We start from the raw sequence: 14,613 nt of genomic DNA, 5'->3' as shown, positions 1-14,613 counted from the left end.
TAGAAAGCAGAATTTATAATGTGCCTATTATATTAAATATAGACACAGAATGCATGATGATATTGCGAGATTTGTAACTGTGAATGTAAGCGCGATAAAACCTATCAATTTAGTGAAAAATTGTTGTTATATTTTATAATTTGGCTGAGCCAAAATATAATCAATTCTCAAACTTTTTAATCAGTTATCAGACAGTGCTAAAAATAGCTGCTCAATGGCATGGTCTAATACATCTAGGCGCGCTTGCCGCTTTTCATTGGTTGCGATAACACACCAAGGGGCATCCTTTGTGTCGGTACGTGCCAGCATATCAGCTGCCGATTGCACATAATCTGCCCAGTTATCACGATTGCGCCAATCATCATCGGTCAATTTAAACTGCTTATGTGGGATCTCTTCGCGCGCCTCAAAACGCTTAAGCTGCTCTTTCTTATCGATGGCAAGCCAGTATTTGATAACTATCGTGCCAGCCGCTACCAAATCCGCCTCAAAGCGATTGATTTCATCATAAGCGCGCTGCCATTCTGCATCCGTCGCAAAACCCTCAATACGCTCGACCAATACGCGTCCATACCATGTACGGTCAAAGATAGCGATACGGCTGATACGATCGATCTGCTCATTGGGCAGTTTGGTCCAAAATCGCCATAGATAAGGGTGCTGCAATTCATACAGCATCGGCGCGCCAATATTATAAATCTGATACTCGCGTGGGTCGAGCGGCGCAACCAGTCTTTTAATAGCGCCACCCTTGCCAGCCGCATCCATACCTTCAAAGGCAAAGACCACATGCCGACCCTTACGCGCACGTAGAAACTCAGCAAGGCGCGCTTGTTTATCGGCAAGCGCTTCATGATACTCAGGCTTATCTATCTCGGTATCATCGATATTTATCAAAGCTTTAGGTATTTTTACTGGCTCGAATTTTTTAACATTTTCTAGATGTTCGCTTTCCTCTATGCGACTGCTTGCTAACGCTGTTTGCATCGCTTGCAACACTTGATGACAAAAATGCATGGCTGCTTGTGATTTGTCATCACCATCGATAATAATCCAATCTCCCTGCTGGCGTAATAGCGCCGTTGCCACCTCATTAAAAGTTTCGACGACCTTTTTGTTTTTCCAATCAATTTGATATAAAAATTCTGGATCAGCCTTGTCGTCATTTAGCCGCGCCTGCAAGGTTTCGATATCGACATGAAACCAGCATTTGAGCAGCTTGGTTTGATTAGCAGCAAGGTCTTGTTCAAAGGCTTGTAACTTAGTCAGCGCTTGTTTTAAATAGTCTTGCCATTGGCCAATAGGCAAGGCTTTATTTTTCAGCTGCTCATTATTCTTCTCATCACTTTTTTTATGTTCTTTACCTTCATTATCTAGCGTTGCCATACGCATGACGTTATAGAGCAAATCAGCATACCAGTTGCCAAAATAAACCATGACATCGCCATGACGCGGCAGCGCCTTAGTATGCGCCTGCCAAATCGGCTGATGCTCTAAGGGACAATCACCAATGGTTGCCTCGACTTTCAGTAAACGCGGGTCCACCCATTGCCGTAGTTGGGTGACGGCTGTGCCCTTGCCTGCTTGCTCCATACCGTTGACCAATACCAATAATCCTGTTGGTTTATTAATAGTTGGCGGTGTTTGCTGCCGCGTGGCACGCAGAGCAAACTGTGCGGTGACCAATGCCAATCGCAGCGTATCTTTGTCCATAGAAAAGAGATTTAACGGATTGGGTGTTAAGCGCTGCTCGATGACTTGCTTACTAAATTGGTCACTCACAGTTTGTGGCGCTTGGTCCTCAGTCGTATCATTTTTTTTGCTCATGCCCATGCTCGCTTTATTATTAGATAATTTTTTATACAGGTCTTATTTATACAGTTAATCATAGCATTGCGTAAATTCAGTAAATAACCCTGCTATGTAACAGTTTGGCATTTGTATTCTGCGGTATTTTCTTTTAAGGTGAACAAAATCTTGCGAGCATGCTTTAATAGCTGCCTATAAGTATAAAATTTAGTACCCTCTTACCCCTTCTACCCCTTTTACCATCAACTTGATTGATTGTTATTTTTACTTTTTATAGGATTACCTGCCATGACTGCTTTAGCCAATTTACAACAGCACTTAAACCGTTTTTGGGCGCTACCACACCATGAAGATGCTGCCTTAAACACGAAACTTAAAGAAGTGCAAGCATGGCAACAGGCGCGTATTAAGCGTACGCACAGCGCGCTATTTGAACAACCAAAAAACCAATTAATGGCAGATTATTTCTTAACCCAGCTGTACGGTGGTGATGAATTTAAAGTATTGGCAGAGCAATTAGGACGCATCCTTCCTAAAGCCAAAAAACTTGAGCGCCTCGCCAAAGAGTCTTCTTTAGAAGCCGGTAGCATGGGCATTCAAGCGTCTATCTTGGCGATTGAACTTGATTTGCATTTGGCCGAGTGGTTGGTTGCTCAAGATTTAGCGGTTAATGAAGAGAATATGCTTGCCGCCTACCGCGCTGTTGATGAGGCAGATGAGCGCCGCGTGCAAATTAACAACCTAAAAGAAGTTTGCTATCGTACCGATAAAGATCTGAACTCCTTTATGCTCAAAAAAGCCTTTGCAATGGCGAAAGGCGCCGCGTATCGCTATAACTTCCAACCGCTTTACGACTTTATTGATGCAGGCTTTAAGGCCATGAAACCGCTAAAAAGTGTTAGCAGCTTTATCGAACCATTTTGTGAGCGTGAGCTTGAGATTATTGACGAAGTTCACAACACGGATAATGGCGGTAAGCCAGCAACGTTTGGTGTATGATAGGGTCAAATAATGCACGTGGCTCACGGCGCTGTTACTGATCTAACTATAACTATACTTAGATAATGAGTCAACAATGCTCAAATGAGGCTTAAACAGCGCTAAAATACGCCATCATAAAAACGAATAATAGGATAATCGTATGACTGACAACTCAAATAACAGTGCTGCAACTGATGCGACTTCTCATGGTCACCTGCAAGATAAATTGGTCAAAGACAGTATCGCCAACAATCAAAATATCACCGCGCAAGTAAAAGCGCGTCAAAACCATGTTTCTAATACGACGCTTAATGAAAATGCCGCAGTCGATAACAACAATAATAATGACTTCACCCAAGTGCAAGACTTACCAACCGGAACCCCACAAGGTCAACAAACGACTATGCCAAACCATACCACCAACGCTAACGTTAACGCCACATTAAACAACAGCGCAAACCCTACTTCTGCGCAAGCACAAACTGCCAAACAAACCCTATTTAACCAGCGTGATGATATAAATAACCCACATACGCCTGATACTGATGGTAATGAGCAAACGCATTTTGGTTATAAAACGGTCAATAAAGCTGAAAAGCAAGCGCGCGTTGCTGATGTATTCACCTCAGTTGCCAAAAAATACGACATTATGAATGACTTAATGTCATTTGGTATTCATCGTTTATGGAAGCGTTATGCGATTAGCTTATCAGGTGTACGTGCCGGTCAGCATGTGCTTGATATCGCTGGCGGTACGGGCGATTTGGCTAAAGTATTCAGTCGTGAAGTCGGTCGCAATGGTCATGTGGTGTTATCAGACATCAATGCGGCGATGCTAGAAGTCGGTCGTGAGCGCTTGATTAATGCCGGCTGTAATAATGTTGATTTTGTCTTAGCAAACGCTGAAACATTGGCACCATTCGATGATGAAAGCTTTGATTTAATCACGATTAGCTTTGGTCTGCGTAATGTCACAGATAAAGATGCTGCCCTAAAATCTATGTACCGCGTGCTAAAGCCAGGCGGTCGCTTATTGATTTTAGAATTCTCAAAACCTGTCTTTGAGCCTTTGTCAAAAGCTTATGATTTGTATTCATTTACTGCTTTGCCAATTATGGGCAAGCTGATTGCCAATGATGCTGAAAGCTATCAATACTTGGCAGAATCGATTCGTATGCATCCTGATCAGCAGACACTTAAGCAGATGATGCAACAAGCAGGCTTTGAAAATTGCGATTATCATAACTTGACTGCTGGTATCGTCGCGGTCCATCGCGGCTTTAAAGCATAAACACGTTATTTATGCTTAATATCTAGTGATAAAAGCTGGCTATACAAGCTTATTCATAATGTAAAAACGTCTGCTATTAGGCAGGCGTTTAATGATCGTCATAACAGCCAATCTTGAAATATGCGCCACGCTTATGGCGCTCAACCAAACATGCGAGAGCCTTATGCTGACTGTATTACTTTTGGCGGGTGCCGAAAAGCTGATTAATATCGCCATTGCCAGCGATGAGATTACCAAAGCTGGTCTGGCACCGCTTGCGGGCAAAGTGCTGCGTCTAAATATGGGCACGCCTGAAGTGAATTTGGACGTCTTATTTACCGATGAGCGTTTGCGCTTTGAGCCGGTCATGACTGAGAGTGTCTTTGAGCCAAGCGGCAATATGAATGAGCGCCAAAAGGCCAGTCTAGAGCGTGCGCGTCTTGGCCATAGTCGTCCAGACTGCATCATTACCGTTGATAATCCTGCGCAGCTGCTCAACCTGATGCGCGGCACAGAGGGCAACTTGCCTATCGCCGGTGATTACAAAGTGCTGATGCAACTTAAACAACTGGTCGCAGGTTTTGACCCTGATGTCGCAGGACAGCTTGAGCCCTTTATTGGTAAACCGATGGCCAGCCAACTGCATCTTCTCATCTCGCAGCTAAAAGGCAGCTGGCGTCATAGTGCCAAACGCGCCTTTAATGATGTCAGCGACTGGGCAAATGATGTAGCCGGTAATGTTGCTCCTGACCCGATGGAAGCTGCCGAAGTGAATGATTTAAAGCAGCAGTTATTAAAGCTGCGTGCTGATATTGAGCGAGAAGAAGCTAAGCTTGCTGCTATCAAAGATGAGCAAGCACGTTTAAGCAATAATAGATAATAATACGTAGATGCTAAGATTGTTTAAATGCTCTCTATAAACATCTACTGTTATGAAAAATACAATATCTAGCCTATTTTCGAATTTTTAGAGTACCTATATCCCATGCTACTATCCCATCGCGCCCGTTTATTTGAACTTTGGCGTATTGCCGCCGCTTATCGCATTGATACCCATCTGTCTGTCGAAGAAGCGCCGCAGCTGCAACCTTTAGCGCGTTTAATTCGCTTGCATCCAGCTGCTTGGGGTAAAAAACATCAGCCCAATGCCATAAAGTATGCGCTTGAAGATATGGGTACGTTATTTTTGAAACTGGGACAATTGCTCTCGACGCGCCGCGATTTGGTGCCGCCTGAGATTATTGAGCAATTGGTGCAGCTGCAAGATAAGGTCAAGCCTTTCGACTCGGACGTTGCCATTGCCCAAATCCAAGACCCTAAACATGGTTTGGGTCAATCTATCGCAACACTATTTGCCCGCTTTGACGTTAAGCCGTTAGCAGCAGCCTCTATCGCCCAAGTACATACGGCGGCTCTGCACGATGGACGTGAGGTAGTGGTAAAGGTGGTTCGCCCTGATATTCGCACCACTATCGTTGCTGACTTTGAACTATTACGTGAGCTTGCCAATTGGGCATCGGCGCGTATCGAAGCGGCGCGTGCCATCCATATCGTTGATATTGTCGAAGACTATCGCCAAGTGATGCTTAATGAATTGGATTTGACCTTAGAGGCAGACAATACCACCCAGATGCGTAATAACTTCTTGGGTTCAGCACTGATGTATGTGCCTGAAGTTTATGATGCGGCCAAAAACGTCATGGTTATGGAGCGTATCCAAGGCGTTCCTATCTCGCAGGTTGAGGTGTTTGATAAGCTTGGTTATGACCGTGCAGCACTGGCAGAAAAAGGCTTAACGATATTTTTCACCCAAGTATTTCGCGATAATTTCTTTCATGCCGATATGCATCCGGGTAATGTCTTTGTAGAAACGCCGCCGGTTAAAACGCTCACTGCAGATATGGCAGCGATTGACTTGGGTCATGAGCCGCGCTATATCGGCCTTGATTGCGCCATTATGGGTACGCTATCTAAAGACGACCAGCTTATTGTCGCGCGCATGCTTTTGGCGGTAATGAATAACAACTTTACGGCGATGGTTGATATCGTCAGCCGAGCGGGGTGGATACCGCCCAATACCGATAAGCATGCCTTGATGCGCGATATGAAACGCACTGTCGGTCCAATGCTACAAAAATCTATTAACGATATCGACTTTGCTGGTGTGTTGATGCAGATTTTAGATATCGCGCGTCGCCATCATATGAGTATTCCGCCGCAATTGATGCTGCTACTCAAAACTTTGGTGCATGTCGAAGGACTTGGTCGTGATTTATATCCTGATCTTGATATCTGGTCACTTGCTAAGCCCATTTTAAGCGGCTGGATTAAAGAGCAGCTCGATCCGATGCGTAATCTGCAACATCTGCGTCAGCAGTTGCCCGAGATTCTATTATCAACGACTGACATTCCTAAGTTGCTAGACCAAGGACTACAAAGCCTTGCCTCACAAGGGTCAAGACAAGACAGCCAGCTACGAGAGATACAACAAATTCGCGCTGATATGCTTAATGATCGTCGCCGTGATTGGCTAGCGTTGTCAGGTTTTGCCGTGTTTATTGCCATCGCCACACAAATCGGTTGGTTTGCGCCTATCTTTTATTTATTGGCTATGATTGTCGTTATTTGGCGGGTTCTAGCTTAGATTGCTGATTTTTTAACGACAAAAAAGACCCGTTAATAGTTATAAAAGTTAAATTTTAATCTAATAAGCTCTAATTCCTTTTCATTGTCCTTTAACGGCAATCAAAATGAATTAGAGCTTAACTTTTTATCTTATCTGACAGCTTGTTTTGTCAGTTAAAATACGTCTTATATGGAGAATTTACCTATGTCGACCATATCATCTACATCACCTTCTCAGTCTCATGATTCAGTCAAACCAAATCATAGTGATGCTATTGCCGCTTTGCAAACACGCTTTGGCAAACAACTGAGCACCAATACCACAATACGTGAGCAGCATGGTCATACCATGACGTGGCTTGCCAATCAGCCACCCGACGCGGTATTGACGGTACAAGATAAACACGAGGTTGCTGCTGCGGTTGAGATTTGCAATCAGTATCAGATGCCAGTGATTGCCTTTGGTATTGGCTCATCCTTAGAAGGTCAATTAAATGCGCCTTATGGCGGGCTATGTATTGATATGCATGCGATGGATACGATATTACAGGTTAATAATGAAGACCTGACCGTTACCGTACAACCTGGCGTCACACGTGAGCAACTTAACCATTATTTACGTGATACCGGCTTGTTCTTTCCGATAGACCCCGGTGCCAATGCCAGTATTGGCGGTATGGTCGCTACTCGCGCCTCAGGCACTAATGCTGTCCGCTATGGCACCATGAAAGATGTGGTACTCGCCCTTGAAGTCGTTACCGCAAGTGGAGATATTGTCCGCACTGGCACCCGTGCTAAAAAGTCTGCTGCTGGTTATGATTTGACGCGATTGATGATCGGTTCAGAAGGTACGCTTGGTATCGTCACCGAAGTCACGCTCAAGTTATTTGGTATTAGCGAATGTATTGGCAGTGGTATCTGCCACTTCCCAACGATTGAAGATGCTTGTCAGGCGGTGATGTTGACCATTCAAATGTGCTTGCCCATTGCCCGTATTGAGCTGCTCGATGCGATGCAAATAAAAGCCTGTAATCAATACGCTAATCTTGATTTAACTGAGACACCTACGCTATTTGTAGAGTTCCATGGCACAGAAGCCAGCGTCGCTGAACAAGCGCAAATCTTTACCGATATCATCGAAGAATTCGGCGGTACGGACTTTGCTTGGGATACCAACGAAGCCGAACGTAAACGTCTGTGGCAAGCACGGCATAACGCCTATCATGCTAGCTGTGCACTACGACCTGAGGCAAGCGCCTTATCGACTGACGCCTGCGTGCCCATTTCACGCTTGGCAGAATGCGTCAGTGAGACAGCAAAAGATATCGAAGCGTCTGGCATGATTGGACCTATCGTCGGTCACGTGGGCGATGGTAATTTTCATGTTTTATTATTGGTCGATACCAACAACCCTGAAGAAGTCGCCACCGCCGATGGTATCATCAGCCGCCTTGCCAGCCGTGCTATTGAGATGGATGGCACCTGTACCGGTGAGCACGGTATTGGACAAGGTAAGCAGAAATATATGCAACAAGAGCACGGTAATGCCTTAGTGTTGATGCAAGCAATTAAGTCAGCGCTTGACCCCAAAAACATTTTAAATCCCGGTAAAATATGGCCTGAAGCTTTACCCACTATTTAATAAGCTTATTAAAATCAAAGCAAAAAAAATGCGTCTGTGTTTAATTAAAAAATTAGACGCAGACGCATTTTTGGTTTTAATATGGTTCATTTATTTTGAAGCAAATGCGAGGCTGCAGATATGAATTTTTCAAAGCCTCTGGAGTGCAAAGCACACAGCAAGCGAGAAAAATTTATACCTGCACAATGCTATTAAAGATATACCTCGTGCGTTTTGAATTGACTATTCTATAACATCTGATCAATCGCCATTTGCGTCAATACCCGACCACGAGCGGTACGCAGTACATAGCCTTGCTGAATCAAATACGGCTCAATCACATCTTCAAGCGTACCGCGATCCTCAGCCATGGCTGCTGCTACTGCTTCAACCCCTGCTGGACCACCATCAAAACGCTCTTGCAATATTTCGATATAACGTCTGTCTAAATGATCAAGCCCACGTCTATCTACGGCCAGCATATCGAGCGCACTGCCCGCTATCGCGCCATTGATACTACCGTCGCCTCTCACTTGCGCATAATCACGCACACGGCGTAATAATCGATTGGCAATCCTTGGCGTACCACGCGCACGGCGAGCAATTTCTACCGCACCATCTTCACTCATCGGTACCCGCATCAAACGCGCGGCACGGCTAACAATCGTCGTCAAATCAGCAATATTATAAAACTCTAAGCGCTGCACAATCCCAAAACGATCACGTAATGGCGAGGTTAACAGCCCTGCTCGTGTGGTTGCCGCAACTAAGGTAAACGGCGGTAAATCAAGCTTGATAGAACGCGCTGCCGGCCCTTCACCAATCATGATATCGAGCTGGAAATCTTCCATCGCTGGATAAAGGATTTCTTCAATAACAGAGCTCAAGCGATGGATTTCATCGATAAAGAGTACATCACCTTCTTCTAAATTGGTCAGCATGGCGGCTAAATCACCTGGACGCTCAAGCACTGGCCCTGACGTTGAGCGCAGATTGCCCCCCATCTCACGAGCAATGATATTGGCAAGGGTTGTCTTCCCTAAGCCCGGTGGACCAAAGATAAGGGTATGATCCAACGGCTCGTTACGGCCTCTGGCAGCGCTAATGAACACTTCCATCTGCTCACGCACCACCGGCTGACCGATATATTCAGCCAATAATGCTGGTCGAATATTAGAGTCAGGCGCATCACCTGCCCCTTCTAACGGATTAATCAAACGATCTTGCATCATAGGTTTTATCATTTTATTAAAATAATTATTTTTAAAAGACTAGGTAATAAACAGCATAACCAAACGCTACGTATAAGTCATGCAAAACATCATAAAGCAGCGAGTCAAAAAAACACAGCCTAAAACGAAAATAAGCGACAATGAATGTCGCTTATCTTTTGAAGACTTATTTATACTATAGAATAACGCGCTCACATTACTTAAAAGCCAGATAGCTGTTGCAAGGTGGCTTTTAGCAAGCTTTGCGTATCTGCAAAGGTAGCGCCATTACTCTTAGCGGCTTTAATCGCTTGCTGCGCTTCTCTTTCTTTATAACCCAAACTAATTAACGCGCCTTCCACCTCAGCGATGATACTGCCTTCAGCAGAAATGGGCACAGGCTGAATCGCAAACTCTAAATTACTGTTATCAACCTCAATATTTTTTAGCTTGTCTTTTAGCTCAATCAATAAACGCTGCGCTGTCTTTTTACCGATACCAGGAATCCGCGTCAATGCCGCCTCCGACTCTTGCTCGACATGCATTTTTAGCTCAGCAGCTGACATCGCAGACAGCATAGCCAATGCCATTTTTGCCCCAACACCATTGATTTTAATCAATTGACGAAAGACATCGCGCTCTTTACGATCGATAAAGCCATAAAGCAGCTGCGCATCTTCGCGCACATGAAAATGCGTCCAAATGCTCGCCTGCTCATTAAGACGCAACTGGCAAAACGACGGTAGCGGCAGCTCTATATCGTAGCCTACGCCAGAGGTGGTCATGACACAGGCAGTCGGCGCCATCAAATACTGCACCTGTCCGCTAACCAATCCAATCATCATTCATCACCTTTTATAGAACCGACGTACAGTACATAAGTACAAAGCTTAAATATAGAAGCTGCGCTAAAAATAAGCCACGCTGCTATGATTAAATGAGCATATCTTGTTGGCAACGCTTATTTATAAAAATCGACCATACCTTCAAGGCTGATTGGACGAATCTTATGTGCTTGACCAGCAGAACCAAAAGCTTCAAAGCGATTGGTACAGATATCTGACATCGCAACCATAGAAGCTTTAAAGTATTTACGTGGATCAAATTCGCTTGGGTTTTCTGCAAGGAATTTACGGATTGCACCCGTTGATGCCAAACGCAAATCAGTATCGATATTTACCTTACGTACACCATGCTTAATCGCTTCAACGATTTGCTCAACCGGTACACCATAAGTCTCACCGATGTTACCGCCATTTTCATTGATAACTTTTAGCCACTCTTGCGGCACTGACGACGAGCCATGCATAACCAAATGGGTGTGCGGAATACGAGCATGAATCTCTTTTACGCGCTCAATGGATAAGATATCGCCTGTGGGTGGACGGGTGAATTTATACGCACCATGACTGGTACCGATAGCAATCGCTAGCGCATCCACATTGGTATCTTTAACAAACTGTTCAGCTTCATCAGCGCTGGTCAATAGCTGCTCATGATCCAATACGCCTTCTGCGCCTGAGCCGTCTTCTTCGCCTGCCATTCCTGTCTCAAGGCTACCTAAGCAACCAATTTCACCTTCTACAGAGACACCGCACGCGTGTGCCATTTTGACCACTTCGCGGGTTACGCTAGCATTGTAGTCATAGTCCATTGGCGTTTTGCCATCTTCACCAAGCGAGCCATCCATCATCACTGATGAAAAGCCCTGCTGAATTGAGCGCTGGCAAATAGCAGGTGACATACCATGATCTTGATGCATTACTACAGGAATATGCGGCCACTCTTCAATCGCAGCAATAATCAGATGACGTAAAAACGCAGAACCTGCATAACTACGGGCGCCGGCACTGGCTTGAACAATGACAGGTGAGTCACAGGCGTCGGCCGCCATCATGATTGCACGCATCTGCTCTAAGTTATTGACGTTAAAGGCAGGAACACCGTAGCTGTGCTCGGCGGCATGATCTAGAAGTTGACGTAACGATATTAAAGCCATAAGACGCTCTCTGATTAAATTTTGAATATGATATTAAGAAATCATTCTTAAAAATACGATGTTGCAACAATTGCCCTAAAATCCTAGCCTTATATAGCCAGACCAGCGAAAAACTGGTGTTTTTTATCGTAATTATTACGCCGTGATTATAGCAAAAATTGTCACCGCTTCGTAGCGCTTAGCCGACTATTTATTTCTTTGCTTAATTTATAAAAAATACGGTCGGTTTTTATCAATCTATTTGGTAAGACTTATCGCCTATACAGCTCTATTAAAAATACGTATAAAACCAAATACCTTATGTCTTTGATTTGGCTGTGCTAGATGAATGTTTTAAATACAAAAAAGCCTTGGCTATTACCAAAGCTTTTTAAATATTTTGAGGGCTTATAAAGCAATTGGTATTTATAACCAATGCTTAAAATTAAAACTACTAATTAGTACTGTTGCTCTGCTTCTACTGCGTTTTCACTGGCTTTATCTTCAACAGCAGCTGCGCCATCGGCAACCACGCCAGCAGTAGCGGACACGGCTTCATTGGCGCCTACCACAACCGCTTCACCAGTATTTGCTAGTGCATCAGTAGCAGCAGCACCGGCAGTTTCAGCGCCTTCGGCAACTTCAGTACCGGCGTTTTGAGCAGCAACTTCAGCTTCAGCAGCAGCAACTTCAGCTTCAGCAGCGGCAGCATCAGTGTTAGCAGCAGTATCTTCAGCAGCAGAATCAGCAGCAGCTGCCGTTTTATCTTGTGTTTCTTGGCTACATGCAGTGATTGCAAAAGTACCAGCAAGTACGCTAGCAAGTAATAAATGACGTTTTAACATAATAAACCTCTCGTAAATAAAGCATGCCAAATACATGATTTGCGCTATTTTATAGAGTGCAAATTAGACATGCAATAACAATTTTCAGTATAGAAACAAATAATTACCACTTAATAATAATCAGTGACCACTCTTACTTCTTGCTTTCATATTGACAGGTTAAGCATCAATTGAAAGCCAACCATAGCGGTCACCTTATATTTTATTATTTATATGGCCTAACTTTTTATAGCCTAACCTAGATGCTCACGATAAGTTGTACGTCTACTGTTACTTAACTGCTGAAGTATCGTTAAGCGCTATTCCTGAATTTGTAAGGCAGCAACAGCAGGTAACACCTTACCTTCTACAAACTCTAAGAACGCGCCGCCGCCTGTTGACATATAGCTGACACCATCAGCCACTTGATATTTATCAATCGCCGCTAAGGTATCGCCGCCGCCAGCAATCGAGAAACCCTGGCTGTCTTTAACAGCATTTGCTACGATTTGGGTGCCCTGACCGAAAGCATCGACTTCAAAAACGCCGACCGGACCATTCCATAAGATGGTTTTTGCCTTGATGATAGCATCAGCCAATTGCTTAGCACTTGCCGGCGCGATGTCTAAGATCATGTCATTGTCACCAATGGCATCGACAGATTTGATAGTTGCAGTAGCTTGTTGTAATGAGCCGGTAAAGTCATCAAAGTTGATGTCGTTTTTATCAGCAACGACCACATACTCAGGTAATAAAATCTCAGTTTTACTCATGATATCACGAGCAGTGTCCACCAAGTCCGCCTCATATAAGGAAGCGCCAACGCTATAACCTTTAGCTGCTAGGAAAGTGTTGGCAATACCGCCGCCAACGATAATCTGTGAGCATACTTCAGCCAAGCTGTGCAAGACTTCAAGCTTAGTCGATACTTTCGAGCCACCAACGATTGCTAGCATCGGCTGTGCAGGCGTTTCAAGTGCTAAGCTCAACGCATCAAGCTCTGCTGCCAGTAAAGGTCCGGCGCAAGCTACTTTGCCTGCTTGGTGCATGGCTTGGGTCACGCCTTCAGTTGATGCTTGCGCACGGTGGGCAGTACCAAAGGCATCCATGACAAATACGTCGCACAACTCAGCGTATTTCTGCGCCAAATCGGCATCGTTTTTCTTCTCGCCTTTATTAAAGCGCACGTTTTCTAGTAATACGACTTCGCCGGCGTTGATTGTCACGCCTGCAGTCAAATAGTCAGTGTTTAAGCTTACTGGCTTTGATAGTTGTGCGGCTAATTTATCGCTTAGATACTCAGCGACCGGTGCGAGCGAATATATGGCTTCAGGGTTGCTTTCAGTCGGACGACCAAGGTGTGAGCAGACAATCACCGCCGCGCCTTTTTCTAGCGCCATTTTAATGGTAGGCAAACTGGCTTGCAGGCGAGCGTCACTGCTGACTTTACCGTCTTTGATAGGCACATTTAAGTCTTCACGAATCAATACCACTTTATCGGTTAAGCTCAGCTCACTCATACGCAAAAAATTCATTACCTGCTCCTATGCATCATCTATGGTTAATCTGCCGTGTGGCTTTTTATTAATGTCTAAATAATATTGTTCAAATCATCTAGTGGGTTGCTCTTTGGCTGTTGTTACTTGTGGTTTTATAAAGACAACCCAACAAGAATTTGCGGCGGTGTATTCTAGCAGTTTTCTAGCAGATGCTCATAAAGAACCTGCATAAATTTCACCCAGTAAGCTTAGACAATAAAAAAATGGGCGAAATTTCGATAAAAATCAGTAACATTTCGTGGTGGTACTCACTCGTTAGGCTGTTTATGATAAAGCGGTTAGTGATAATAAACTGCTAGTAATAATTAATGCCAACAATAAAAATAACCCATTAGGAGAACCCAATGAGTATCGACCTTAAAACAGCTAAACAAGAACTATTAAAACTCAAAGAAGAGTATGAGACTCGTATCAATAAAATCGAGGATCATATCCAAAACCCACAAGACGACCTCAATGAACATTGGGAAGATCAAGCCATCTCTTATCGTCAAAACGACATGCGCACAAACTTAATGGGCGAAGCACGTCAAAGTTTAGTCTATGTTGAAAACGCGCTAAGCCGCATTGAAAATGGTACTTACGGTGAATGTGAAGTCTGCGGTGAAAAAATTGAAGAACAACGCTTAAAAGCATTACCTTACGCGACTCTCTGTATGGAACACGCTGAGTAACACTTCAGTGTTATTTTAACTTGAGCCTTATTTTAACTTCACTGTTATTTTAACTTTATCG

12 protein-coding genes are annotated in these 14,613 nt (G+C 44.2%); 6 read left to right on the top strand and 6 right to left on the bottom strand.

Going from position 1 to position 14,613, the window contains the following annotated elements:
• Positions 1-180: 180 nt before the first annotated feature.
• Positions 181-1,827 carry an ATPase gene (locus ACP7AA_RS09365; RefSeq protein ID WP_426223389.1) on the bottom strand — a complete coding sequence of 549 codons (1,647 nt, stop codon included), beginning with the start codon at positions 1,825-1,827 and terminating at the stop codon, positions 181-183.
• Between the two features lie 270 nt (positions 1,828-2,097).
• Between ACP7AA_RS09365 and ACP7AA_RS09360 the strand changes: the two genes are divergently transcribed.
• The 5 genes from ACP7AA_RS09360 (at position 2,098) to ACP7AA_RS09340 (ending at position 8,327) form a co-directional block, all read left to right on the top strand.
• Positions 2,098-2,808 carry an FFLEELY motif protein gene (locus ACP7AA_RS09360; protein WP_271134175.1) on the top strand — a complete coding sequence of 237 codons (711 nt, stop codon included), beginning with the start codon at positions 2,098-2,100 and terminating at the stop codon, positions 2,806-2,808.
• Positions 2,809-2,950: 142 nt separating this feature from the next.
• Positions 2,951-4,081, top strand: a complete 1,131-nt coding sequence (ubiE, locus tag ACP7AA_RS09355; RefSeq protein WP_426223388.1) for a bifunctional demethylmenaquinone methyltransferase/2-methoxy-6-polyprenyl-1,4-benzoquinol methylase UbiE — start codon at positions 2,951-2,953, stop codon at positions 4,079-4,081.
• A gap of 163 nt (positions 4,082-4,244) precedes the next feature.
• Positions 4,245-4,940 (top strand): ubiquinone biosynthesis accessory factor UbiJ, encoded by a 696-nt coding sequence (locus ACP7AA_RS09350; protein ID WP_201562929.1) that lies wholly within the window; start codon positions 4,245-4,247, stop codon positions 4,938-4,940.
• Positions 4,941-5,045: 105 nt separating this feature from the next.
• On the top strand, positions 5,046-6,704 hold the full coding sequence (locus ACP7AA_RS09345) for an ABC1 kinase family protein (RefSeq protein ID WP_426223387.1): 1,659 nt from the start codon (positions 5,046-5,048) through the stop codon (positions 6,702-6,704).
• 186 nt (positions 6,705-6,890) lie between these two features.
• Complete coding sequence (locus ACP7AA_RS09340) at positions 6,891-8,327, top strand: FAD-binding oxidoreductase (protein ID WP_426223386.1); 1,437 nt, start codon at positions 6,891-6,893, stop codon at positions 8,325-8,327.
• A 227-nt stretch (positions 8,328-8,554) separates the two neighbouring features.
• On the opposite strand, the gene ruvB is transcribed toward ACP7AA_RS09340, so the two are convergent.
• From ruvB to ACP7AA_RS09315, 5 genes are all read right to left on the bottom strand, one after another.
• Positions 8,555-9,535 carry a Holliday junction branch migration DNA helicase RuvB gene (gene ruvB, locus ACP7AA_RS09335; RefSeq protein ID WP_201563046.1) on the bottom strand — a complete coding sequence of 327 codons (981 nt, stop codon included), beginning with the start codon at positions 9,533-9,535 and terminating at the stop codon, positions 8,555-8,557.
• 203 nt (positions 9,536-9,738) lie between these two features.
• Positions 9,739-10,359, bottom strand: a complete 621-nt coding sequence (ruvA, locus tag ACP7AA_RS09330) for a Holliday junction branch migration protein RuvA (protein ID WP_426223412.1) — start codon at positions 10,357-10,359, stop codon at positions 9,739-9,741.
• Positions 10,360-10,478: 119 nt separating this feature from the next.
• Positions 10,479-11,516, bottom strand: coding sequence for a class II fructose-bisphosphate aldolase (fba, locus tag ACP7AA_RS09325; RefSeq protein ID WP_426223385.1), 1,038 nt, complete (start codon positions 11,514-11,516; stop codon positions 10,479-10,481).
• Positions 11,517-11,953: 437 nt separating this feature from the next.
• Positions 11,954-12,340 carry a hypothetical protein gene (locus tag ACP7AA_RS09320; RefSeq protein ID WP_426223384.1) on the bottom strand — a complete coding sequence of 129 codons (387 nt, stop codon included), beginning with the start codon at positions 12,338-12,340 and terminating at the stop codon, positions 11,954-11,956.
• Between the two features lie 299 nt (positions 12,341-12,639).
• Positions 12,640-13,854 carry a phosphoglycerate kinase gene (locus ACP7AA_RS09315; protein ID WP_426223383.1) on the bottom strand — a complete coding sequence of 405 codons (1,215 nt, stop codon included), beginning with the start codon at positions 13,852-13,854 and terminating at the stop codon, positions 12,640-12,642.
• 368 nt (positions 13,855-14,222) lie between these two features.
• Between ACP7AA_RS09315 and ACP7AA_RS09310 the strand changes: the two genes are divergently transcribed.
• A complete protein-coding gene (locus ACP7AA_RS09310) occupies positions 14,223-14,552 on the top strand; it encodes a TraR/DksA family transcriptional regulator (protein WP_201562941.1) in 330 nt (109 codons plus the stop codon).
• Positions 14,553-14,613: the final 61 nt, after the last annotated feature.

The sequence above is a fragment of the Psychrobacter sp. DWR1-2-3 genome (assembly GCF_049896465.1).
Classification (GTDB): domain Bacteria; phylum Pseudomonadota; class Gammaproteobacteria; order Pseudomonadales; family Moraxellaceae; genus Psychrobacter; species Psychrobacter maritimus.
The sequence above is the reverse complement of the archived record's forward strand: the minus strand, read 5'-3'. Positions and strand labels throughout refer to the sequence as shown.